Origin of the sequence: Aldersonia sp. NBC_00410 (assembly GCF_026342035.1) — a bacterium.
Lineage (GTDB): Bacteria > Actinomycetota > Actinomycetes > Mycobacteriales > Mycobacteriaceae > Aldersonia.
The window spans coordinates 132,716-154,580 of sequence record NZ_JAPENM010000002.1; the positions used below are offsets into that span (position 1 = coordinate 132,716).

20 protein-coding genes and 3 pseudogenes are annotated in these 21,865 nt (G+C 64.6%); 14 read left to right on the forward strand and 9 right to left on the reverse strand.

Annotation, left to right across the window (positions count from 1 at the left end; all coding sequences use genetic code 11):
• Position 1 precedes the first annotated feature (1 nt).
• A complete protein-coding gene (locus OG921_RS04310; RefSeq protein WP_266111155.1) occupies positions 2-1,171 on the reverse strand; it encodes an acetyl-CoA acetyltransferase in 1,170 nt (389 codons plus the stop codon).
• Positions 1,172-1,227: 56 nt separating this feature from the next.
• Positions 1,228-2,055 carry an IclR family transcriptional regulator gene (locus OG921_RS04315; RefSeq protein WP_266111156.1) on the reverse strand — a complete coding sequence of 276 codons (828 nt, stop codon included), beginning with the start codon at positions 2,053-2,055 and terminating at the stop codon, positions 1,228-1,230.
• Positions 2,056-2,345: 290 nt separating this feature from the next.
• Between OG921_RS04315 and OG921_RS04320 the strand changes: the two genes are divergently transcribed.
• The 5 genes and pseudogenes from OG921_RS04320 to OG921_RS04340 all read left to right on the forward strand — a co-directional run.
• Positions 2,346-3,683, forward strand: a complete 1,338-nt coding sequence (locus OG921_RS04320; RefSeq protein ID WP_266111157.1) for an MFS transporter — start codon at positions 2,346-2,348, stop codon at positions 3,681-3,683.
• Between the two features lie 68 nt (positions 3,684-3,751).
• A complete protein-coding gene (locus OG921_RS04325; RefSeq protein ID WP_266111158.1) occupies positions 3,752-4,510 on the forward strand; it encodes an SDR family NAD(P)-dependent oxidoreductase in 759 nt (252 codons plus the stop codon).
• A gap of 186 nt (positions 4,511-4,696) precedes the next feature.
• Positions 4,697-5,698: a ketol-acid reductoisomerase gene (gene ilvC, locus OG921_RS04330; protein ID WP_266111609.1), complete on the forward strand. Its 1,002-nt coding sequence runs from the start codon at positions 4,697-4,699 to the stop codon at positions 5,696-5,698.
• 227 nt (positions 5,699-5,925) lie between these two features.
• A complete protein-coding gene (locus OG921_RS04335) occupies positions 5,926-7,272 on the forward strand; it encodes an MFS transporter (RefSeq protein ID WP_266111159.1) in 1,347 nt (448 codons plus the stop codon).
• Between the two features lie 147 nt (positions 7,273-7,419).
• Positions 7,420-7,785, forward strand: a pseudogene (locus tag OG921_RS04340) (alcohol dehydrogenase); the annotation flags it as partial.
• Positions 7,786-7,788: 3 nt separating this feature from the next.
• Here the strand turns inward: OG921_RS04340 and OG921_RS04345 are convergent.
• Positions 7,789-7,884: pseudogene (locus tag OG921_RS04345) on the reverse strand (transposase); the annotation flags it as partial.
• 1,623 nt (positions 7,885-9,507) lie between these two features.
• Between OG921_RS04345 and OG921_RS04350 the strand changes: the two are divergent.
• Entirely contained in the window at positions 9,508-9,882 is a 375-nt protein-coding gene (locus OG921_RS04350) for a hypothetical protein (RefSeq protein ID WP_266111160.1), read from the forward strand.
• A gap of 64 nt (positions 9,883-9,946) precedes the next feature.
• On the opposite strand, the gene OG921_RS04355 is transcribed toward OG921_RS04350, so the two are convergent.
• Positions 9,947-10,153 carry a PspC domain-containing protein gene (locus tag OG921_RS04355; protein WP_266111161.1) on the reverse strand — a complete coding sequence of 69 codons (207 nt, stop codon included), beginning with the start codon at positions 10,151-10,153 and terminating at the stop codon, positions 9,947-9,949.
• Between the two features lie 191 nt (positions 10,154-10,344).
• Between OG921_RS04355 and OG921_RS04360 the strand changes: the two genes are divergently transcribed.
• The 3 genes from OG921_RS04360 (at position 10,345) to OG921_RS04370 (ending at position 11,917) form a co-directional block, all read left to right on the forward strand.
• Complete coding sequence (locus OG921_RS04360; protein ID WP_266111162.1) at positions 10,345-10,704, forward strand: hypothetical protein; 360 nt, start codon at positions 10,345-10,347, stop codon at positions 10,702-10,704.
• Between the two features lie 291 nt (positions 10,705-10,995).
• Positions 10,996-11,256, forward strand: coding sequence for an STAS domain-containing protein (locus OG921_RS04365; RefSeq protein ID WP_266111163.1), 261 nt, complete (start codon positions 10,996-10,998; stop codon positions 11,254-11,256).
• 322 nt (positions 11,257-11,578) lie between these two features.
• Positions 11,579-11,917 (forward strand): hypothetical protein, encoded by a 339-nt coding sequence (locus OG921_RS04370; RefSeq protein ID WP_266111164.1) that lies wholly within the window; start codon positions 11,579-11,581, stop codon positions 11,915-11,917.
• Between the two features lie 458 nt (positions 11,918-12,375).
• Here the strand turns inward: OG921_RS04370 and OG921_RS04375 are convergent, their stop codons facing one another.
• From OG921_RS04375 to OG921_RS04385, 3 genes are all read right to left on the reverse strand, one after another.
• Complete coding sequence (locus tag OG921_RS04375; protein ID WP_266111165.1) at positions 12,376-12,804, reverse strand: ABC transporter permease; 429 nt, start codon at positions 12,802-12,804, stop codon at positions 12,376-12,378.
• A 293-nt stretch (positions 12,805-13,097) separates the two neighbouring features.
• Entirely contained in the window at positions 13,098-13,595 is a 498-nt protein-coding gene (locus OG921_RS04380; RefSeq protein ID WP_266111166.1) for a hypothetical protein, read from the reverse strand.
• A 302-nt stretch (positions 13,596-13,897) separates the two neighbouring features.
• On the reverse strand, positions 13,898-14,296 hold the full coding sequence (locus tag OG921_RS04385) for a hypothetical protein (protein ID WP_266111167.1): 399 nt from the start codon (positions 14,294-14,296) through the stop codon (positions 13,898-13,900).
• A 145-nt stretch (positions 14,297-14,441) separates the two neighbouring features.
• Between OG921_RS04385 and OG921_RS04390 the strand changes: the two genes are divergently transcribed.
• Positions 14,442-14,933, forward strand: coding sequence for a VOC family protein (locus OG921_RS04390; protein WP_266111168.1), 492 nt, complete (start codon positions 14,442-14,444; stop codon positions 14,931-14,933).
• A 102-nt stretch (positions 14,934-15,035) separates the two neighbouring features.
• The gene (locus tag OG921_RS04395) at positions 15,036-16,328 is read left to right on the forward strand and encodes a lipase family protein (protein WP_266111169.1); all 1,293 of its coding nucleotides are present in this window, start codon (positions 15,036-15,038) and stop codon (positions 16,326-16,328) included.
• Positions 16,329-16,702: 374 nt separating this feature from the next.
• Here OG921_RS04395 and OG921_RS04400 read toward each other — a convergent pair whose 3' ends face one another.
• A complete protein-coding gene (locus tag OG921_RS04400) occupies positions 16,703-17,122 on the reverse strand; it encodes a MaoC family dehydratase N-terminal domain-containing protein (RefSeq protein WP_266111170.1) in 420 nt (139 codons plus the stop codon).
• Positions 17,123-17,869: 747 nt separating this feature from the next.
• On the opposite strand from OG921_RS04400, the gene OG921_RS04405 reads away from it, so the two are divergent.
• Together OG921_RS04405 and OG921_RS04410 are read left to right on the forward strand one after the other, a co-directional pair.
• Positions 17,870-18,844, forward strand: coding sequence for an RNA polymerase sigma factor (locus OG921_RS04405; protein ID WP_266111171.1), 975 nt, complete (start codon positions 17,870-17,872; stop codon positions 18,842-18,844).
• 286 nt (positions 18,845-19,130) lie between these two features.
• Complete coding sequence (locus OG921_RS04410) at positions 19,131-19,688, forward strand: sigma-70 family RNA polymerase sigma factor (protein WP_266111610.1); 558 nt, start codon at positions 19,131-19,133, stop codon at positions 19,686-19,688.
• Positions 19,689-21,011: 1,323 nt separating this feature from the next.
• Here the strand turns inward: OG921_RS04410 and OG921_RS04415 are convergent.
• Positions 21,012-21,317 (reverse strand): hypothetical protein, encoded by a 306-nt coding sequence (locus OG921_RS04415; protein WP_266111172.1) that lies wholly within the window; start codon positions 21,315-21,317, stop codon positions 21,012-21,014.
• Positions 21,318-21,709: 392 nt separating this feature from the next.
• On the opposite strand from OG921_RS04415, the pseudogene OG921_RS04420 reads away from it, so the two are divergent.
• Positions 21,710-21,858, forward strand: a pseudogene (locus OG921_RS04420) (IS3 family transposase); the annotation flags it as partial.
• Positions 21,859-21,865: the final 7 nt, after the last annotated feature.

The window sequence follows — 21,865 nt, forward strand, 5'->3', positions numbered from 1 at the left end:
GTCACCACCTTTCCAGGATGGAGGCGTAGTTGGTGACGGCGGTACCACCCATGTTGAATACGCCTCCGAGGTCTGCGGTGGGGAGTTGGAAGGTGCCGGCTTCGGCGGTGAGCTGCATGGCCGCGATCGCGTGCATCGACACCCCGGTGGCCCCGATCGGATGGCCCTTGGCTTTCAGGCCGCCGGAGCGGTTGATGGGGAGCTTGCCGTCGGGCAGGGCGAGTCCCTCGTCGACCACCTCGTGGCCGCGGCCGCGTTCTGCCAGCCCGAACACTTCGTACTGGATCAGTTCGGCGATGGTGAAGCAGTCGTGGGTTTCGATGAAATCGAGGTCGACGGTCGAGGTCGCCGCGTGCTCGAGTGCCCGATTCCAGGCCAGGCGGGCGCCGGCGAACTCGATCGGGTCGCGGCGCGAGAGCGGGAGGAAGTCGTTGGCGTGGGCGCGGGCGCGGAAGGCCACCCGGCGCGGTGCGGCCTGGGCGCGGTCGGCGCTGGTGATCACCAGCGCCACTGCGCCGTCGGAGAGCAGGGAGCAGTCCGTGCGCCGCAACGGCTCCGCCACATAGGGGTTCTTGTCGGAGACGGTGTTGCAGAAGTCGAAGCTGAGGTCCTTGTGCAGCTGGGCGTACGGGTTGCTCATGCCATTGTGGTGATTCTTGGCGGCGATGGCGGCCATTGCCGCGCTCGGATCTCCGTAGCGTTCGGCGTAGGCGCGGGCGATTCCGGCGAAGACACCGGCGAATCCGCCTGTGACGTTCGATTCTTCGGGCCGGTAGCAGCCGGAGAGCAGGATCTCCCCGGCGCGAGGGGTATCGACTGCGGTCATCTTCTCGGCACCGATGACCAACGCGACGTCGCCGCGGCCGGAGTCGATGAAGTCGCATGCGGCGTAAACTGCGGCACTTCCTGTGCCACAGGCATTCTCGACGCGCATCGCGGGAGTGTGCTGGAACTCGGGCATCGACAGCGACACCAGGGACGCCTGAAAGTCCTGGTCGGAGAAGCCGTTGTTGTAGACGCCGACGAAGATGCCGTCGACTTCACTGGGCTCCAACTGAGCGTGGGTGAGGGCTTCGGGAACGACGGAACCGATCAGGGCGGTGATGTCAGGTTCGTTCAGTCTGCCGAATTTCGAGTGTCCCCACCCGGTGATGGAAGTGCGAGAAGTCATGTTTTCTCCGATATCGGTGTCGCGGCGACAGGGGCAGGTGGCCGCGGTGGTTGTGGTTACAGGGCTGATGATTCGGTGCGCAGGGTTGGGGCGAGCCGGGCGGCTTCCTCCTTGAGCAGGATCGCCAGACGCGCTTGTCGGTCCGGTCCCATCCGGGAGCTGATGGCCGCGATGCTCAGCGCGAGCGCGGGTTCGCCATGGGAGTCGAGAACGGCGATCCCGATCGCCCACGATTCGGGTACGACCATGCCCTCGTTGACCGCGATGCCCCCGCGCCGGCGGGTGCGCTCGGCTTGCTCGAGCAACCGGTCGGGCGTCAGGTCGGGATACCGCTGGGCCAGTTCGGGTGCATTGGCCGCCATCACACTGGAGGCGACCTGCGGAGGCAGGGCAGCGAGCAAGGCCATGCCGTGCGCGCCGACGCCGAGCGGGTACCGGTCGCCGGCCTGCAGAACGTGACTGCGGATCGGCCACGTTCCCTCCTCCCGGTGGACGCACACCGAGTGAGTGCCGCGGCGCACCGAGATGAAGGCCGCGTCCTCGGACACCTGCGCGAGCCGCACCACCGAGGCCAGGGCCTGCTGCTGCAGTCCGTGCCGCCGTTCGGCGGCATTTCCGACGGTGTACGCCTCCGGACCGAGCAGGTACCGACGGTCCTCGGCCTGCTCGAGATAGCCGGTGCTCACCAGCTCCGACAGCAATCGATGCACCGTCGGCTTACTGAGCCCACTCTCCGAGGCCAACTCCGCCAGGGATAGCCCGCCCACACGATCCCAGCCCGCCACCATCGACAGCAGATCGAGGGCGCGGCGCACACTCTGCGAACCCGGAAGCGCGTCCCGGCCGGCGCGGGCCGACACCGATTCGGTGGAATCGTTCCGCATTATGGAATCCTCCCGGACGGGCGTTTCGCGGGTTTGGAATGCAGTTCGGCATCCCGGCTTGCAATCGACTGTAAAAGGTGACCTGGATCTCGGTCAACAATTTCATAATGTGGACCGATTTCCTGCGGTTTCGGGTGCTCGCTTGACGTCGCAGCCTTGCGGGGAACACAGTCGCACCAGATCGTGACTCAGATCACGCTCATTGGCCTCCTCGGTAAGGAGGGCGGTGCAGAACCCGCTAGCAAGCCCTTCCTCCGGCCACTCGATCAGGACGAAAGACAGGACCCGCAATGACTCCGACGTCCGCGGCCGAACGCCCACCCCGAATCGACATCCGACAGGTTCGGTGGGCACGAATCGGTATCCCGCTGTTCGTGACCTACTTCATCTGCTTCATGGACCGCACCAACATCAGTGTCGCCTCCCCCCACATGGCCAGTGAACTGCAGTTGAGCGCGGCGGCGATGGGCCTGGTGTTCTCGGCCTTCTTCTGGGGCTATGTGCTCAGCGGATTGCCCGCCGGCGCCTGGGCCGGCAAGGGGCACGCCAAGAACATCATCGTGGCGTGCATGGTGATCATCGGACTGTCCGCAGCAGTGACCGGTGTCGTCCACAACCTGCCGGTCCTGATGGCAGCGCGCATGGTCCTCGGGCTCGCCGAGGGCGCCATCTTCCCGGCCTTCGCCGTCATGTTCATCAGCTGGTTCCCCTCCCGTGAACGCGGCATCGCCGTCGCCTTGACGATGTACACCGTGCCGCTGTCCTCGGCGGTGATGGCACCGCTGTCCGGGTGGCTGATCGAGGTCACCAGCTGGCGCGCGATGTTCATCATCCAAGCCGTTCCCGCCATCCTCGTCGCGATCTGGCTGCACTTCTCGGCCACGGAGAAGCCGGAAAACCACCCGCGGCTGAGCGCGGAGGAACGCGACTACATCATCGCCACCCGCACCGTGGAGACCACCGACGAATCGACCCTGCTGCAGGTGTTCATGCGGCCGGTGGTGTGGTTGCTGGCGTTGATCTACTTCTTCTGGGTCATGGGCATCTACGCACTGACCCTGTGGCTGCCAACCGTCATCGGCGATCTCACCGGACGAGGATCGTTCCTCGTCGGACTCTTGACGGCCATCCCGTTCCTCGTCGGCACCGCCGCTCTCTATCTGGTCACCAAGCGTGCCGTCGCCAGTGGCCGCTCACTCGGTTCGTTCATCGCACTGCCCATCGCGATCAGCGGCACAGCGATGATCGTCCAACATTTCGTGCAGTTCGGAGCGGTCTTCAGTTTCGCGATGCTCGTCGTCGCCGCCGGCTCCATCTACGCAGCCCTCGCACTCTGGTGGACCTGGGTGATGCAGATCGTTCCCCGCAACCAGGCCGGGGCCTCGGTTGGTTTCGTCAACCTGTGTGGCAACTTCGGCGGACTGGTCGGCCCGCTTCTCATCGGCCTCGTCGCCACCGCCGGCAACACCGCATCGGGATTCTGGATCATCGGGGTCGGGGTCATCATCGCCGCCCTGATCGTGAAGATTCTCGACTCCCGTGGCACGGGGGCCAGCGGTGATGCAGAACTGTCCGGGCAGCACACCGATGCCGACCTGGAACCCGCTCCGGTCACAACCGGCCGTTGACCTCACCGGGGACCCGACACGGCAGGGCCCACCGACACTCCCCCACATCACAATCCGAGGAGACCGAGATGAAGGACAACCGCGTCGCACTGGTCACCGGTGCGGGTGCCGGGATCGGTGCCGCCATCGCAGAGCGGCTCGGTCAGGCAGGTCGACATGTGGTTCTCACCGACCTGAATCAGGAGAGTGCCAGCGCTCTCGCAGCCGATATGAAGGACCGCGGAATGAGTGCGGACGCTCTGGCGATGGACGTCGGTGACCGGGCCTCGATCGAGGCGGCGTTCAAGTGGGTCTCCGAAACGTACGGGCGCTGCGACATTCTGGTCAACAACGCCGGGTTCGCCAAGATCCACTCGTTCGTCGATTGCCCGGACGACTACTGGCAGGCGAGCCTGAACGTCAATCTCACCGGCGCGTTCCGCTGCGGTCAGCATGCTGCGCGACTGATGCTCGAACAGCGATGGGGACGCATCATCAACATCGCCTCGATCAGCGGTATGCGTGCCGGCGCGGGTCGCACCGCCTACGGAACCACCAAAGCAGGCCTCATCGGACTGACCCGCCAGATGGCGATCGAGCTGGCGCCCCACGGCATCACCGCCAATGCCGTCGCTCCCGGGCCGATTGAAACGCCGCAGGCCCAGGCGGTCCACACCGCCGCGACCCGCGCGGCCTACAACCAGCTGGTGCCGGCTCAGCGGTACGGCCAACCGGACGAGATCGCCGCCGCCGTCAGCTTCCTCGCCTCGGACGACGCGGCTTATATCAACGGCCACGTCGTTCCCGTCGACGGCGGATTCATGGCGGCCGGAATGCTCAGCGTCTGACGCGGAACCGCCGATCAGCAGCACCAGCCGTACGTCACACCCGCAGCACGGCACGGCAATTCAGTTAACGGCAGCGTGCAGACCCACAAGGTCCACGCGCGAGGCCTGACCATCGAACCGATCCACCAGATATGAAGAAGAGAAAGCAGCAACGTGCTCACCAATGAAGGAAATTTGACGGTCGAGATGTTCTACGACGACGATGCCGACCTGTCGATCATTCAGGGCCGTAAGGTCGCTGTGATCGGCTACGGCAGCCAGGGTCACGCGCACTCGCTGAGCCTGCGCGATTCGGGCGTCGATGTGCGTATCGGCCTGAAGGAGGGCTCGAAGTCGCGGGCGAAGGCCGAGGAGCAGGGCCTGGCCGTCGGTACCCCCGCGGAGGTTTCCGAGTGGGCCGACGTGATCATGGTGCTCGCCCCGGACACGGCGCAGGCGAGCATCTTCACGAACGAGATCGAGCCGAACCTGAAGGACGGCGACGCGCTGTTCTTCGGCCATGGCCTCAACATCCACTTCGACCTGATCAAGGCTCCGGAGTTCGTCACCGTCGGCATGGTCGCCCCCAAGGGCCCCGGCCATCTGGTGCGTCGTCAGTTCGTCGACGGCAAGGGCGTTCCCGCGCTCATCGCCATCGACCAGGACCCGAAGGGTGAGGGCCAGGCGCTCGCGCTGTCCTACGCCAAAGCCATCGGCGGCACCCGCGCCGGCGTCCTCGAGACCACCTTCAAGGAAGAGACCGAGACCGACCTGTTCGGCGAGCAGGCCGTGCTCTGCGGCGGCACCGAGGAACTGGTCAAGACCGGTTTCGAGGTCATGGTCGAGGCCGGCTACGCGCCCGAGATGGCCTACTTCGAGGTGCTGCACGAGCTCAAGCTCATCGTCGACCTCATGTACGAGGGCGGCATCGCCCGGATGAACTACTCGGTTTCCGACACCGCCGAGTTCGGTGGCTACCTGTCGGGACCGCGCGTCATCGACACCGGCACCAAGGAGCGGATGAAGGCGATCCTGGCCGACATCCAGTCCGGTGAGTTCACCAAGCGCCTCGTTGCCAACGTCGAGAACGGCAACACCGAACTCGAGGATCTGCGCAAGGAGAACGCCGAGCACCCGATCGAGGTCACCGGCAAGAAGCTGCGCGACCTGATGAGCTGGGTCGATCGCCCGATCACCGAAACCGCCTGAATCTCTACGGGCGTTCTGGTCACCCGTGACCGCGTCTACGGCCTCGCTCGCGGGTCACAAGTAGTCGCCACCCGTTGAAAGGTCGTGGCGTCTTGCGACTGTGGCCCTGTAACCCGGTGAGGGGCCGGCCATCTTCCCGCACGAGGGGGGAATTCCAGGACGCGGCCGCAGCCGATCGGCGCTCCGAGACCGCTTATGCGAGGACACCCATTAGGAGGTTGCTCCCCATGATTTCCAACGTTCGAAAGTCACCCTCGGTGCCGGACGACACCACGATGCAAGACCGAGTGATGCGCAAGGTAGCGCTCCGGCTCATCCCGTTCCTCGCGCTCGCGTACTTCTTGAACTACCTCGACCGCACCAACATCGGCTTCGCGAAGCTGACGATGAGCGAGGACCTCGGGCTCACCGACACGATGTACGGACTCGCCAGCGGGCTCTTCTTCATCGGATACGTCTTGTTCGAAGTGCCCAGCAATCTCGCTCTGAACCGCTTCGGCGCCCGCCGGTGGATCGCCCGGATCATGGTGAGCTGGGGACTGGTCTCCGCACTGATGGCCTTTGTGCCCAGCGCCACGTGGCTCTACATCGCCCGAATCGCGCTCGGCATCGCCGAGGCGGGCTTCTTCCCCGGCGTCATCCTGTACCTGACGTGGTGGTTCCCCCGCGCGATGCGTGTCCGCCTCACCGGCATCTTCATGCTCGCCCTCCCCATCTCCCAGGCATTGGGTGCCCCCCTCTCCGGCGCCATCGTCCAATACGCGGACGGGTTCCTCGGCCTGGCCGGCTGGCAGGTCTTGTTCCTCGTGCAGGGAATCCCCACCGTCCTGCTCGGCATCGTCGCGTGGTTCTACCTGACGGACCGGCCCCGCCAGGCTCAGTGGCTCACCACCCCCGAACGGGAGTGGCTCGATACCACCATGACCGGCGAACAAGCCGGAACGCCGGAGGGTCACGGCTCGGCCCGGCAGAGCCTGCGCGACCCCAAGGTGTGGGCGTTGGGTGTCATCTACTTCGGATTGGGATACGGCCTCTTCGCTCTGTCCTTCTTCCTCCCCACCATCGTCGCCGGTTTCGCCGAGACCTTCGACACCAGTTTCTCCGTCTTCGAGACCGGACTGATAGTCGCCGTGCCGTTCACCGCCGGCGCCATCGCCATGTTCTTCTGGTCGCGGCATTCCGACCGCAAGAATGAAAGAGTCTGGCATGTATTTTTCCCCATGCTTCTCGCCGCGGTGAGCATCCCGGTGGCGCTCTATATGCACTCACCGATGGCGGCGATGGTCGTCATCTCGATCACGGCCGTCGGGATCTTCGCCGCATTCCCGGTCTTCTGGTACCTGCCGTCCTCCTTCCTCACCGGAGCAGGCGCGGCGGCCGGCATTGCACTGGTCAACACCGTGGGCGCCACCGCCGGCCTGGCAGCGCCGTACATGACGGGATGGCTACTCGACCTCACCGGCAACTCCCGCGCTGGACTCTGGGTAGTCGGAGCGGTCATGCTCGCCGCTGCGCTGGTGCTTCTGGCGCTCAAGAACCAGCTTCGAGCCGCCGAAACCAGCCGCAATCAATAACTGCGCGTGCCGAGCCCGTGGTGTCTCCACACCACGGGCTCGGCCTCGGTCCCCTCACAGGCCGCCCGAACCTCGGTGGCGACTTCGCAGGCCACCGCACCCGAACTCGACCTGGGCGAAACCCCGCAAACCAGGGGACAGTCCCCCGCCTGCGGTCGATACGAGTTCTGCGCCCGCGGACTGTCGAACCTGTGCGACCTCGGCGCTTCGCTGTTGACCGGTGCCCGTGCGGAGGATCCCACTAGCTTCCGCATGCACCTCGACGGTAACCCGTCGGCCAGCAGCGCGGAGTCTCCACATTCAGCGAATACACCACGGCATCAACGGCTTCGGTGGTCAAGATAGACAAGTCGGTGCCACTCGAGCAGGCAGCCCTGCTCAGCTGGGGAGTACCGAAGGGTTGGGGGTGCGGTGAACTCCGCACCCGTGCGCCCCGGTGACACCGTCATCGTGATGGGCATCGGCGGGATCGGTGCCAATGCGCTGCAGGGCGCGGCACACGCCGGCGCCTCGACGATCGGGCAACCCTTTCACGCCGTCGCAGACGACGAAAAAGATGTCCCTGACGCCCCGATTCTTCAGGTCGGTAAGGACCGAGTGCCAAAACTTCGCCGGGCAATTCTTCGAGGAGAACTGAACAATGTTGCTGCCCCGCCCCTTCCACGCAGGCATGCTTCGCGGTACAGCGCCGATTCTGGTGGCAGCCGTTGGGGCCATTCTGACCGGTTGCGGCGGGTCGAGCACGACCTCCGACTCCACCAGCGACGCGACCCCGGCCCCGGCCCCGGCCCCGACCAACGCATCGACCCCTGCCGTTGCACTGTTCAGCCAAGTACCGAGCAACATCGCACTCCGCGCCGATGTGCCCTGCATCGACGACGATCTACCGAACCTCACCATCGACGAGGCAGTCATGCACCGACTCCAACGGGAACCCTCCACCAATACCGCAGCCCGGCAGAGCGCGATCGCCGAATACCGGCGATCGGTGTGGAAGGACGGCATCGAAGCCCACATACAACCCGGCGCCGACGCCGCCTACGCGCGTGCCGTCTGCGGACTCCCCGGACTCACCGGCTTCGACGGCGTGAGAACCTCCACACCCATCCGCGAAACACGAGGCCAACTCGTCGAAACCGGTCACACCGACTGCAACACCATCGCAGACAAGGAACCCGCTCGCTACGGGACTACGCGACGGGTCTGTCCGACACGGACAAACCAATATTCACCTACCGCGTCCACTTCGCGATCACACACCTGTGCCCACGACTAGCCGATCAAACCGAATCCCCGAACCAACCAGTCGACTGCTCGGACATCACCCCGGATTCATCAGCCAAACCCGACGAAGGCGTCTGGTGCACCCGTCGCCCCGGAAGCTAACCCCCGATACGCCCAGACCTCGCACCGACGACCTCGATGCCACCGTCGCCGCGCCTTGGAGTCGCACCCCCGAGCCGCTTCGCTCCATTCCAGAGCTGAACGCCAGGGGCCATCCATATCCGCGCGAGCGAAAGAAGCGGCTCCAACTCTGCCCTTGGGTTGGCCGACGCCCGAAGTCGCGTTCGCGGGACTCTCGGCATCGGCGCGGACCGGCGGCGCGCCGACCCGATCAAGTTGTTCGGGCGGGGTTTACCAGCGAACGGCTGCCGCCGGCGGCGCGAAATCCCGCTGTGGACCCGTTGTGGACCACTTGCGCCACAACGCTTTTCACCGGAAGACCTACGGCTAGAATACCGGTGCGCCCTCCGAATTAACCACAATTGATTCGCAAGAAAGAGCCTCTGAACTGGGAAAACGCTCTCGACGTCCCGCTGCGTCCCAGACCGCCGGACTTCCGCTCAACCTCTGATCTCTCCTCACAAATAGCTCCTGACCAGGCGAAACGATTCGTTGTCGGGCTGACAGGACTTGAATCTGTTAGCGTCGTGTTCGACGCACTCCCCCGGCCAGCCCAAATGCCCTGTTATTCATGGTTATTCACGGGTCCGCTGTGGTGCTCCGACAGGATTCTCTTGCACGGAATTGCACGCCCTATTGCAAGTAGCTCGCACGGAGGAACACCATGACCAGTCGCTCTCGCCGCCAGTTCGGTCGGCTCCGCAAGCTGCCCAACGGCAAGTACCAGGCGAGCTACCTCGGGCCGGATGGGCGGCTGTACACCGCGCCCATGACGTACACCTCCCAAGGCCGGGCCGAAGGTGGCTGGCCGACCGGCAGCGCGAGATCGAGATGGGCACCCTGGGGCACGGCAGCGGCCTCGTCGGTGATGCTGCGCGACTACGCCGAGAGTTGGCTCGCTCGCAGAAAGCTGCGGACCCGCACCGCCGACAACTGCAGCGCGACGCCGGCACCCGCAGCGACTACCTCCGGCGAGCTCTACTCGATGTGGCGATCGGCGACGCTCGCGCCCATGACGCGAGCCACTACGCCCTCGCCATCCTGTCCCAGTCCTATCGCCGCGGCTACTCGATCGCCGGCGCGCGCCTGACCCAGGTCGCCGAAACAGCCAGGGAGGGCGAACTGTTTGAGCAGATGTGCGTCCTCGGTCGCGAATGCCGCGCCGCCCGCGACCGCCTCGACGCCGCGACGACCGCGCTCACCTGAACCACCGACCGGCGGGGGGATGCTCCGCCTTGTCCGAGGAGCGATCGCCGGCGGAGGATGCGTCTCACTGCGCCGGCATGATCACGATCGCGGCCAGATAGGCAATGATGGCCGCGCCGCCGCTGAAGACGGTCGCCGCGACGAGCGCCAAGCGGATCAGTGCGATGTCCCAGCCGGTGTACTCCGCGAGGCCACCGCAGACACCGGCCAGCATTTTGTCGGAACTCGAGCGGGTCAGGCGCTTCACGCCACCATTTTCATAGGTTGTCATGCCTGCCAGTGTTGTGCGCCCGAGCATTCCTACACATCGGGGAAGCACCGGATTTCCACCCTGAACTTTGCCTCGGGGGAGACCGCGCCGCACCGTGAACGCAGGCGGGAGGAGAAAGTGGGGTTCGCCCCGCCGGTGCACGTCGTCGGGATTAGCGCCGGGTGTGCCTGCGATCGTCGACAATGGTGTGCATGGCACGTGACGTCCCCGACGACAACCCACTGACGCCAGCGGAGCAACTCGATTCCGACGAGGTCCGCAACGACGACGGCGACACGGTTGTCGATCCGCCCGAGCAGTGGATCGACGCCGAAGAGAACGAAACCCTCGACGAGCGACTGGCCGCCGAGGTCCCCGACGTCGGACCCGACGACATCGACCCCACTGACGCCGACGCCATCGACCCCGACATGGACACCGACGATGAGTCGATCCAGTTGCAGTCCAACGACGCAATCGATCGGCTGGACCCGACTGTGCACGGCCGCACAGACGGACAGATCGATGGCACACCCGAGGACGGCGATTCGTTCTTCGATATCGAAAAGTGAGGCGACCGTTCGCTTGCCTCCACACCGTCGTGATCGGTGTGGAGGCGGAACGAGTCTGGCCCGGGGCGAACCCGGCGGGTCCTTGTCTCATCGTTGTCCCTCTTCAAAGGAACCGGAGTATGAGCAGGTCGTCGTCCGACGTGCCAGTCCGCGCGCTGCAGCACGTGGGCTGGTTGAACAGGTGGTGAGCGGTGGCGGAATCTCAGAGCGGAGATGACTCGGCCGGAAGTGCCGAGCCGGGGATCGCCGCGAACGGGGTCGAAATCGCCGTGACATGGCAGGACAATCTGGTTGCTCACCGACGCGATCCAGAATTCGCTCGAGAACCGACCGGCCGCGGTCATGGTGGACCTAACCGGGGTGGAGTTCCTCGCTTCGACGGGCATGACGGTACTCATCGCCACGCACGAACAGATCGGCCGATTCGCTAGATTCGCCGTCGTCGCAGACGGACCTGTCGTCGGGCGACCGCTGCGTTTAGTCGGCCTCGACAAGCGTCTCACGATTCATACGACGCTCGGTGCGGCCCTCGATGCCGCGGCAGTGAAGTAACCGACGCCCTTCGTCCGCGCCGCGCGCGTCCGAACGCGCCGCGGGCCCGCGAGCACGCCATTTAGGCGCGTGCCGACTCCGAACGCCGCCGACCCAGCCGACCGCGCCGATACGTCGCCGGCGCACCCAAGCGGTGTCAACGAGTCGGTGCGCCAGCACGTTTCGAGCACCGGCAAGTTTCACGGGGTGGCCGGACGAGCCCGATGTTGCCTGCCACTCCGCGCACTGCGATTCGACGACCCCGTAACACGCTGTCGTTCGCGACCGATTCCAGTCGCGACCGATACGAACCGTCCGGAAACCCAACGGAGAAGAACCGAACATGAGATCGAGGACGATCGGATACGCGAGCCTCATCGCCGCTGCCCTCGCGGTCGGCGGAAATGCAACAGCAACCGCGTCCCCATCGATTACGCCGAGCGGCGAACAAATCGTGCTGGCGGCACCAGCCGGCGAAACGTGGACCTGCCTGCTCGGAACCGTCGGGCCGACGCCGTACAGCGGTCTGCGTGACGAAGTCATCGTCGGCGGCGCGCAGCCGATCTGGACCCTGTGGTTCGCCGGTCAGGACGTCCACATCGCGTGCGTCAGCGCGAGCTCCCCTTACTTCGTCTACCAGAACGTCCGGGTTCCGACACCGAGATTCGTGCTCCCCCGGTGACCGCCCCGGGCCGGGGCTGTCCCGCCCGCGCCATCCGGTCCACCGGCACCGACCACGTGCCCGCGGCCGGGCAGCAGGCCCGCACCACTCAACGCTGCTCGATACGCGATACTCGCCTTCAATGAGTCGGTGCGCCACGTGAACTGACCTGCGCCCTCGGATGGAACACCTCGCATGCGGCTGGCCGCCTCGCCCCCGGGGTGCCGGGGCGCCATCGCCGAGCGCTGGTGACACCCGACCGCGCGTACTCCGTCACCGCGGCCGGTATCGCCGGCACCCACCGAAAGCCGATGACCGCCCGGCGGGGAGCGGCGGTCGACGGCGAACACGCGCCGTAGCCGGATGTGCAACACGATCACCCGCACGATCGCCGCGCCCGCAACGATGGCGAGCATCCCCTCCAGGAGGTCCGCGAGGTCACTGTCGTGCGACGAGCAGCCGCGCCCTATAGCAGCAACTCAACCCATCCGACTACCCGTTCCTGCCGGGTGCCGCGTCTGCTGGACGATGGCGACGATCACTGCGATGGCTGTCAGCGGGACCGCCTTCAGTAGCAAGCCCCAGAATGTCGACCAGTTCCCCATTCCAACGAACGCCAACCCTGCCAGCGCAGCGACGGCCAGCCAGGACACCCATCGCCGCATTGCGAGCGCCGCGACCACCGGTGGGATCGCCACGAGTAGCCCGAGCCAGACCAGCGGCCACACGCCCACCACGTGCACTATCGAGTCGTCGCACTGTGCCGAAGCCGGAGCGCCGTCGAGGTCCAACACGCCGGTCTTGCGGCACGACATATCCACATCCGATATGGGTGAACTACCGTCCCACACGGTCAGAGCCACCGCGACCGCGGCCAACGCCCACCAGACTGCTCGCAACACGGACACTCGCGCATTCTAGTTGCGCCACCACCCACGTCCCCATGCATCGAGATCCCAGAACACGCACCGAATCCGACACACCCGCGGCGGGCTGATCGATTCCTTGGCGTCACGCACATACCGGGCGCCGCCCCGTACCCGGCGAACCTCGCCACGACGGGGACATCGGATATGAGCATGTCGCCGGCGACTGGTACCGATTCGTCGAGGCGTTCTGATCCACCCGGGATCCAATTTGCCACCGTGAGAGCGACTTTGTGGCCGTGCCGCTTATGACTGACGCCGGACGGTTCTGACCGTCAGATCGGCTCCGGCGGAAGGGGGTTGATGGTGTCGCTGTCCCACCACGTGGTGCGGTCCGCGCTGGTTTCGATTGCCTCGAGTTCTCCCGAATCGCGGAGCAGGCTCGCGCATTCGGTGGTGGAGCCGACATAGGTCGACATGAGGTCGACATCCGTGGCGACGAACCATGCCCGGTCGGCGGGCCACCAGATGCTCGGCGCGAAGCCTTGGAATCGGGTGACCGCGTCGGCCACGGCTCCGTGGAAGAGAACGTGATGGCGCTCGGGCAAGGCCATCCGAGGACCGTCGACGTCTATGTCGTTGAATCCCAGCCCTTCCCAGAACCTGAACCAGCAGTCGTCCGGACATGAGGTCTGCATGGCGAGGATGTCGGCAGCGACCGGCAAATCGTGCGGGTCGAGCTGGCCGGTGTCGGGCGAAGTCGCCCACACGACTCCACTTCCGTCGCCACGGCCGTTGCGGATGCCGGCTTCGAGGACCGAACCCCACTCCACGGTTGGGGTGGATGACCGCGCGCGTATGTTCGGCGACCGTCCTCCACCGGACGAGTGATTGTGACCTGCAGCCCTGTTCGTTCGCGCACGCCGTACGCGGGGTGGAGCAGCCTGCTGTGTGCCGCGAACACCGGCGGCACCAAAGCTCCGATACCCGCCCCGAACGACCGGATCGCCGCCAGAATCCAGTCGGCCGGCGAGACGTCCTCGACGACGTCCGAGATCTCCCACTCGTGTCGGCCGGCTTTCATGGCACCAGTGTTTGACGACGTCCGAGGCCTGCTGATCCCCCGAGGCTCGACTCAGTCGCCGATGTAGCCGATCTCCGGGTTGATCAGGTCGAGAAAGTTGCGGATCGCGCTTCGATGATCGTCCACCGATTGCGGTGGAATCACCGCATTCGGATCGCCGGCCACCCGCACCGAACTCGTGAAGCCATACGGATTCGGGCCGGTTTCCCACTCGTAGTCATAGACATGCCCCTCGTCGGGCCGGATCGTGTTTTTACCGGCACATCGTCGGGGTGCATGATCGAAACGCGGGCGGCCGATCAACGCTCCCCGTTGCCCGTGCAGGCGCCCAGGACATCGTCCAAGGCGGCGGCAACCGCAGGATAGTGGAGTCTCGAAACTCGGTTCGCTGGCTGGCAAGAATTCGAATTGCTTCCATAACTCCCACGACCGCGGTATCCATTCACACACCGGTGCCGATGGTGCCGCGTAATCTTGGCCTGAGAACGTGCTGGCCCCTACCACCGGCCTGTCGACCCGTAGTCGTAACCATCCGGTCGACATGGCGCAATGCACACGACAATGAGTGCGCTTCGAGGAGCAAGGACACACCCTCATGCCAGCGTTGAAGGGTATCTCGCATGTTGAGTTGACGGTGACAGATCTTGATCGAGCAGCCGCCTGGTGGCACGACATTATGGGATTCACACCTGTTCATCGTGGAGGCGGCGAGACCTATCAGAACCGGGATTTGGTTCACCCAACCGGTGTGGTTGTTTCGGTCAAGACACATGACGAACCGCTGACCAGCGTATTCGACGAGCGATGCATCGGGCTTGACCACATCTCATTCGAGGTTGCCGATCGCGACGAAATGCTGCGCTGGCTAACCCATCTGGACGAGATGGGTGTCGCGCATTCAGGCATCAAAGAGACTCCACTCGGCCCTCTTGTCGTCTTTCGCGACCCTGACAACATCCAGGTCGAGTTGTATGTGCATCCCAGCCCCGAGCAGGTGATGGCGCTGTTCAACGATGTCGACTCAGCGGAGGCGCAACAGGCCGTAGGCGAAGTCGGCCAGAAACTAATCGACGCGGAAAACGCCTGATTCCCAGCCTGGAGGGTGCGACGAATTCTGCCGTCGGGTGTGGATCACGATCCCGGCTCAGCGACGCCAGCGCCACCCCAGGCGGCCGACTAAAGGGGAGCGATGACTGAATCACTGCGACCAACAGATTGGCATCACGACCCCGGTCGCGAGCCGGGCATAGCCGTGCCGCGGCCGAAAGACGATCCCTTCTACCGGTACAGCGGTAGCCTGGCGGGGATCGGGCCGGGAACGGTGTTCAAGACTCGCAGCTTTCCCTACCGCGCATTCGGTGTCCCGACATGGCTCAAGGCCACCCAGCTGCTGTACCGGTCGACCAGCCAGACCGGCAATCCCACCGTCAACGTCACCTCGGTCATTCAGCCACCCGACCAGGGTGCGAACCCAAAGGTGATCTCCTACCAGTCCGCCTACGACTCGCTGAACCACGAAGACGAGCCGTCGTATGCGATCTCGGGTGGCGTCACCCTGGGTGGACTCGTTCCCAACGTGGAGTTGACGGTTTTCGGTCCGTTCCTCGCCGAGGGGTACACGGTGATCGTCCCCGACACCGAGGGCCAGCGGGCCGACTTCGCCGCAGGGCCCGAGTACGGCATGAACACCCTCGACTCGATCCGCGCCGCCTTTTCACCGTCCTCGACCGTGGGGCTCCCCGACGGCGCACGGATTGCGATGCTCGGCTACTCCGGCGGTGCGATCGCCACCGAGTGGGCCGCCGAACTCGCCGCGACGTATGCACCCGAGGTCAACGCGCGCATGATCGGCGCGGCGATGGGCGGAGTGTTGGTCGATCCGGCGCACAACTTGCACTACGTCGAGGGAACCTGGTTTTGGGGTGGCGTGTTGCCGATGGCGCTCGTCGGTATCGCGCGCGCGTTCGAGATCGATTTCACGCCCTACCTCACTGCGACCGGTGTGGCGGTCTTCAACGAGATGCAGAGCGCCTCGATCGTCGACGTCCTGGGCCGCTACAAGGGTCTGACCTGGCAGAAGCTGATCATCCCTGCGTACCCGACTCCCGAGAGCCTTCCGCTCTACGTCGAGGCGGCCAACAAGCTGATCATGGGCACGGGTGGTACGCCGAGCATCCCGTTGTTCATCGGCCAGGGCGCCTTCGGTGTGGCTGAGGGCACGCCGGGCGACAAGGCGGGCATCGGAGCCGGCGACGGGGTGATGATTGCCGGCGATGTGCGCACGCTGGCCCGCAACTACTGCGCGAAGGGCACCAAGGTCCACTACGAGCAGTACGATCTGCTCGGCCACATCGCGAGTTTGGTGCCCTGGCTGACGCATTCGATCGCCTGGATCCAGCAGCGCTTCGCCGACCTGCCAGCACCGCAGAACTGTTCCTCGATCACCCCGGGCAACCCGCTCGAACCGATCCCGGTTCCGTAGCAATGAATCGCCTGTAAGTGTTCTGGGTGGCCCGCTCGTGCAGCAGACCGCTGTTAGACCCGGCCAGGTCGGGAACACGTAGGTGCTCGACGGGGCGAGTCGGCTGATCGCGCTGGTCGGCCGATGGTGACTGTCGTGGTCGAGCCCGACGGTGCATCTCGCCAGCGGAAGGTCACACCGCGCCGACGTACCGCACCCAGAGATACCGCGCCGATCGAGACTCCGGCTCTACGCCACCGACCTGGGTCGGCGTCAGTCTGGCGACCTTCGATCCTGGTGAGCTCTCGTCAGTCCGAATCGAGATATCCTTCACCTGCCGTGTCCCCAGACAAGGAGAACGAATGAGCCGAGACGTGGTTCTGATTCATGGCGCATCAGAGGTCGGGGACCAATTGGCTGACTACGTCACCATTTCGAGCAGCGCGGTTGGACAGAATCGCGTTGCCGGCACGCTCCGCGACGTCGGTGATCGTGAACGTGGTGCTCAGGTCGTCACCGGCGACGATCGTGCGGCGGTACTCGATCTTCTCGGCCCCGTGAACGACGCGGTGGAGGTCGAGCCCGGTGTCGGGCGTCTCGACGACCTGAATAATTGATGGCCACTGCACGACGGTGGTGAAAGTCGTGGGTGCGACGACGTCGGCGAAGCCGGCGGGCCGAGATGCCTCGACGTCGTGGTGAAGCGGGTTCGTCGAACGGACCGCGCGGGCGAACTCGCGTATCTTCTCGCGGCCAACGAGGTACGTCGTCGGCGGGAACACCCTTCCGACGAGGTTGGGATTCAGTGACGGCATCTCCGGAGACTATCGCCGCGCTCCAAGCCCGACGTCCACGCCGCGCCCCGCAGCCGTGGTGTTGGTGGGCGTAGTGCAGCGATGTGGAAATTCGGTTCGGTGTGCCCTGCTTTCTGGCGGCGTGCTGGATAAAATATCTGACCGGCCAGTCAGCGAGACCATCAATGCCAGCCAATTTCCGAAGTGGACCAAGCACATGTGGACTTCGATCGTCGGAGTTGTTGTAGCCCTAATGATTGCAGGAGGCTCGGCCCTGACGGCTGCCCGTGCCGCCGAGGCCGAGGCCGTGCCGTGCAGTAAGCACCGGGGGCAGTTGGGTACATGCACTGCATCGTGTACGGCCCTGCAACATGCTCCGTAGCCATGAACGTGGGCACTCGCCGCCGGCCCCATCGGCAGCGCGCAGACTGCGTGTTCGAGGCCAACGTCAACGGGCGTCATCTGGCGCGTCTCGCCGGATTGAGTAAGCAGTGACATCACGCGAGCATGCCCGCCAACATGACAGCAACCCACTCGCCCGGGCGATCACCCATCCGGCACCCATCAGGGCCAGCGCCAATCCGCCAACAACGTTAGCGCCATGGGATGCCGCGGCATCCCCATGTCTGTCGCTTGCGCCTTCACGAACGGTGTCATCGGCGTTCAATTGCACACAGTTCCCCGTCACGGCGGACCGCCGCCGCCTGAGCTCAGGGGTTATCGGTGTGAGGTGCCTATAACGACTCGAAGGGGATCCGAGGAGGTGGAATGACGTTCGGCGACGACGGCGACGATGGCGGGGACGACCCGCGCCGGCCGTCGTTCGAGGTCCCGGTCGTCCCCGACGAGCAGGATCTTTCACTCACCGACAAGTTGCGGCGAGGAGACGCCGCGCTCGATCCGCGTTATCGGCGTCTCGCGGAAGAACTTCCGACCGGGGTGGACCGGTCTACGGCGGGCGGCCCCGATAGCGCCTCGGACGATGGTGCTTCGGACGCCGATGGCGCTTTATTCGACATCGCACGTAAAGCGGGCTTCGTGGGACCGGCGTGGGACTTCATCGTCGAGGGGATCGTCGGGTACGGCATCGCCGTGATGGACGGGTGGGTGGGATCCCGCAACGTCTACGCCATTGCGAGGGAGAAGGGCATGCCGCTACGGGCGACCGATGCTCAGCGGGCACGTGTCACCGGTGATGTGGCCGACGATCTCGTGAACGAAGCCGTGATCGCTGCGCTGAGAAAGTTCCGCGCCGCCGCGATGGAAGGGAAAGGATGGCGCGCGGACGGCGGCGCCGCGCTGCGGGTCTACTTCGTCAACCGGTGCGTACAAGAGTTCGTCAACGAGTTCCGCAAACTTCAGCGCCGTGGGGATCTCGACGGCCTATCCACACCGACAGGACTAGCAGGGGAGGAACTTCCCGCCCAACGCTCCGGAGGTGGCTCGCATTTTCCGGAGAGTCGGTTCGAGATCGATTTCGCCGGTCGTATGTACGACCAGGAATACGTCCGACGAGAACTCGCCGACCTGACCGAAGACGAGCGGTGCCTGCTGTGGTGGGTGGCAGTGGGCTACACGTATGGGGAGATCGGCGAGATGCTCGGAGGGCTCGCGTCCAAGACGATCGAGGGACGATGGGCGAAGTTGAAGCACAAGCGACCATGGGTTGCACATCTGAGAGCGAAGGGAGGGCGGCCGAATGACACACAGCGATCGGGAAGAGCAGATGAAAGATCAGCTTGAGGAACTGATGGCATGGTCGTCCCTGAATCGACCGGCCGTGCAGGCACTACGCTCGCGTGTCTCAGCAGACCGCGCTGCCATGGTCCAGCGGCGTGCAGGCGTGATCACAGACACAGAGCAAGACCCCATCGTCGACGGTGTGCAAGCAGTCACATCTGATATCCGTAAACCGATGAGCCCCACGGTGACAACGGCCGCCGAAGTCATCACTAACTCAGCCCGCACGGCACAGTCCAGCCGACGTCACCAGAGTCCTGTTCGAGGAAAGCCGACCGCTGTAGACGACTTGGAGGCAGCCGTGGCGGCAGCCGCCCAGGGCGATCGGGGCGCGCTCGGCCGGGTGCTCGAAATGGTCCGGCCGCTGATCGTCCGGTATTGCCGCACGCGCGTCGGCGTCCATGCACGGGGCAACACGTCCGCCGACGATGTGGCGCAGGAAGTGTGTCTCGCGGTGATGACCGCGCTGCCGCGGTATCGGGATAAGGGCCGGCCGTTCATGGCTTTCGTCTACGGCATTGCGTCGCACAAAGTTGCAGATGCGCACCGGAATGCCTCGCGCAACAAAGCCGAGGCCATGGCCGATGTACCCGATGTCGTGACCGATGACTACGGGCCCGAACAGCGCATGCTGGAGTACGAAGCGTCCCGGGAAGTGACCGCACTGCTCGAGACGCTCCCGCAGAAGCACCGGGAAATCTTGATCATGCGCCTGGTCATGGGGTTGTCGGCGGAGGAAACAGCGGCAATGACGGGCAGCACAGCGGGCGCGGTGCGAGTTGCGCAGCACCGGGCATTGACGAAACTGAAGGCACACGTGGCGAAGACAGATCGACTGCACCGGTGATGGCAACGTGATAGTCCATGGAATCCGCTCCGCAAAGACGATCAACGGACGATCAGAAACCCTCCTCACAACCGACCCAATCACCACGGGTTGGGCTCCCCCGAGAACGTTGAGGGTTTCTGCGCTGCCTCCGAGCGTCCCGCCGCAGCGGCGCTCCTTCCGTAGCAGAAGATGGCGCGATATTAACAGGGACACAGCGCCTTTCAGAATCGCCGCTTCGACGGCCTCAGCGCGAGTAGGATCGCCGTCACCCGTATGCACGCCATGGAAGAAATGCGCGAAAGCTTCTGTCGTATCGACATACTCGAAGATTTGAACTGGTCGTACAGACGCTCGGAGTGGCACCGCCCTAGATCCTCTCGGCCGCCGTTGGCTCGGCGCATCGCGAACGGCACTCGGTGCCACGACCTTGGGTGCCAGCGGAGTCACCAGGCGGAACGTCATCGGCGACGGAATTGGTGGCCGAGTCCAGCGGCCATTCCGATTCGGTCGCTGACCTGCACCTTGATTCGAATCGGGACTCCGGCCAGATGTTCGTGACCTTCCGCCACGCGAGCGGAAGGTCACACCGGTCGACGCACCGCGTGCCCACGCCACGGCCGCCAACGCGCGATCGCTTCACACCGCACACCGCCAATAAAGACCCGAACCCGCAATCATACTGAACGGAAGGCTATTTCACTCGACCGAGACGGTCCCGGTTCGATACGCGACGACCAGGACGACACCCCGACCCACACCCGTGCCCAGCCGGCCGTTCCCGCCATCGATTCACACGACGACCGCGATCGACGAAGACTCGCCTGGAAGATCTGTCCGGATCTGGCCAAATAGAGACCACTATTGACTGACAACTCTGGAAATGATCTTGGTTACAACGCCCTGACCAGCGGTTTTGTGGTGGTCCCGGCTGGGATCGAACCAGCGACCTTCCGCGTGTGAAATGGACACAACCCCAAGTGATTTCGGAAGTACCAGGTCAGACCGGACTCGCCTCCTCCAGTTGGACCAACTGGACCGGTACGTCCGACCCGTTGGCCAGATATTGGCCAGATGGACACTCGACCACCACCGTGATCGGGTGACACTGGATGCCGTGGCACCGCGTGCCACGGCGAACGGGAACCCCTCGTGATGATTTGGATCGTCCAGCACCTCGCCCTGGCCGATGCCGAACCGCATCGCCGTCACCACGGACAGCACGGATGCGCACCGACATTCTCTCGGGACGAAGGTCGCACCGACTCCCGCATTGCCAGGTGCAGCCAATGTCGGCTGTTCCATGGTGCTCCACCGCGTACCGGAATGGCCAGCTGATCGGGCTCAGGGCGATCCGCCCGGTTTCACCTCGCCGCGGCGTTGCGGCGGCGTCGAGGACATTTTGGCGACAGGACATAACCTCCATAGCCTTCTGACGAGATCTGCAACCCAGCGTGCGGCAACGCTGGATTTCTGGTCGCCGCCGAAGCAACGACCCCGGCCGGTACCGTCGACCTCGCCGCAATCCTGCGGCAAAAGTCCGCGTAGGAGGGCAACCGGGTGAACGACGCACAGTTTAGAGAACTTCTGGATCAGTTGAAGGTCATCGCGGACTTGCTGGACGACATCAAAGAGGACGCGAAACTCCATCACTCATCGTCGGAGTCCAATTGGAGCTCGCTAGATTCGCAGCTAGGACTCATCGACAGCTCGATAGGTATCGTGGACTCGCAGCTAGGTGTCATCGACAGCTCGATAGGTATGGTGGAGTCGGCAATTAGTTCGAGCCAGCAGTAAATTGAAGAGGTCGCGCCTGACGCGCCGCCCCTTCAATCCTCTCGGCGCCGTACTCTTCGAGTCGTTGTGCGGCTCGGCTGCCGGGTGTTCGGGCACGGAAGAATCAGCAACGACATGGCCGTTCGTGTCAGCGACGCTGACGAGAATTGTCACTAGGTGTTTGCGCGACCGGCGGCTCATCGCGTCTTACAGTCGTGGGCGGTCTTGGCGACTCGGCACGCATGTGAATTGATCACACTACGCACCCCTGGCGCACCCTCGCGGACGGCGAACTTACAGCCGCCCGCTGGGTCGACTGGTAGTACCACCGACGGCCTCCACGAGCACTCCGGCTCCATCCCACCGCGGGCTTGAGACCGCCTACTACGCTGACCACCGGAGGCCAGCCGCCGGTTGCGTCC

What these genes read in the sequence shown, in the direction of transcription:
- OG921_RS04310 (WP_266111155.1), bottom strand. Translation starts at nt 1,171, where the DNA reads ATGACTTCTCGCACTTCCATCACCGGGTGGGGACACTCGAAATTCGGC.
- OG921_RS04315 (WP_266111156.1), bottom strand. Translation starts at nt 2,055, where the DNA reads ATGCGGAACGATTCCACCGAATCGGTGTCGGCCCGCGCCGGCCGGGAC.
- OG921_RS04320 (WP_266111157.1), top strand. Translation starts at nt 2,346, where the DNA reads ATGACTCCGACGTCCGCGGCCGAACGCCCACCCCGAATCGACATCCGA.
- OG921_RS04325 (WP_266111158.1), top strand. Translation starts at nt 3,752, where the DNA reads ATGAAGGACAACCGCGTCGCACTGGTCACCGGTGCGGGTGCCGGGATC.
- ilvC (WP_266111609.1), top strand. Translation starts at nt 4,697, where the DNA reads ATGTTCTACGACGACGATGCCGACCTGTCGATCATTCAGGGCCGTAAG.
- OG921_RS04335 (WP_266111159.1), top strand. Translation starts at nt 5,926, where the DNA reads ATGATTTCCAACGTTCGAAAGTCACCCTCGGTGCCGGACGACACCACG.
- OG921_RS04350 (WP_266111160.1), top strand. Translation starts at nt 9,508, where the DNA reads ATGGGCACCCTGGGGCACGGCAGCGGCCTCGTCGGTGATGCTGCGCGA.
- OG921_RS04355 (WP_266111161.1), bottom strand. Translation starts at nt 10,153, where the DNA reads ATGACAACCTATGAAAATGGTGGCGTGAAGCGCCTGACCCGCTCGAGT.
- OG921_RS04360 (WP_266111162.1), top strand. Translation starts at nt 10,345, where the DNA reads ATGGCACGTGACGTCCCCGACGACAACCCACTGACGCCAGCGGAGCAA.
- OG921_RS04370 (WP_266111164.1), top strand. Translation starts at nt 11,579, where the DNA reads ATGAGATCGAGGACGATCGGATACGCGAGCCTCATCGCCGCTGCCCTC.
- OG921_RS04390 (WP_266111168.1), top strand. Translation starts at nt 14,442, where the DNA reads ATGCCAGCGTTGAAGGGTATCTCGCATGTTGAGTTGACGGTGACAGAT.
- OG921_RS04395 (WP_266111169.1), top strand. Translation starts at nt 15,036, where the DNA reads ATGACTGAATCACTGCGACCAACAGATTGGCATCACGACCCCGGTCGC.
- OG921_RS04400 (WP_266111170.1), bottom strand. Translation starts at nt 17,122, where the DNA reads ATGCCGTCACTGAATCCCAACCTCGTCGGAAGGGTGTTCCCGCCGACG.
- OG921_RS04405 (WP_266111171.1), top strand. Translation starts at nt 17,870, where the DNA reads ATGACGTTCGGCGACGACGGCGACGATGGCGGGGACGACCCGCGCCGG.
- OG921_RS04415 (WP_266111172.1), bottom strand. Translation starts at nt 21,317, where the DNA reads ATGGAGTTTCGCGTCCTCTTTGATGTCGTCCAGCAAGTCCGCGATGAC.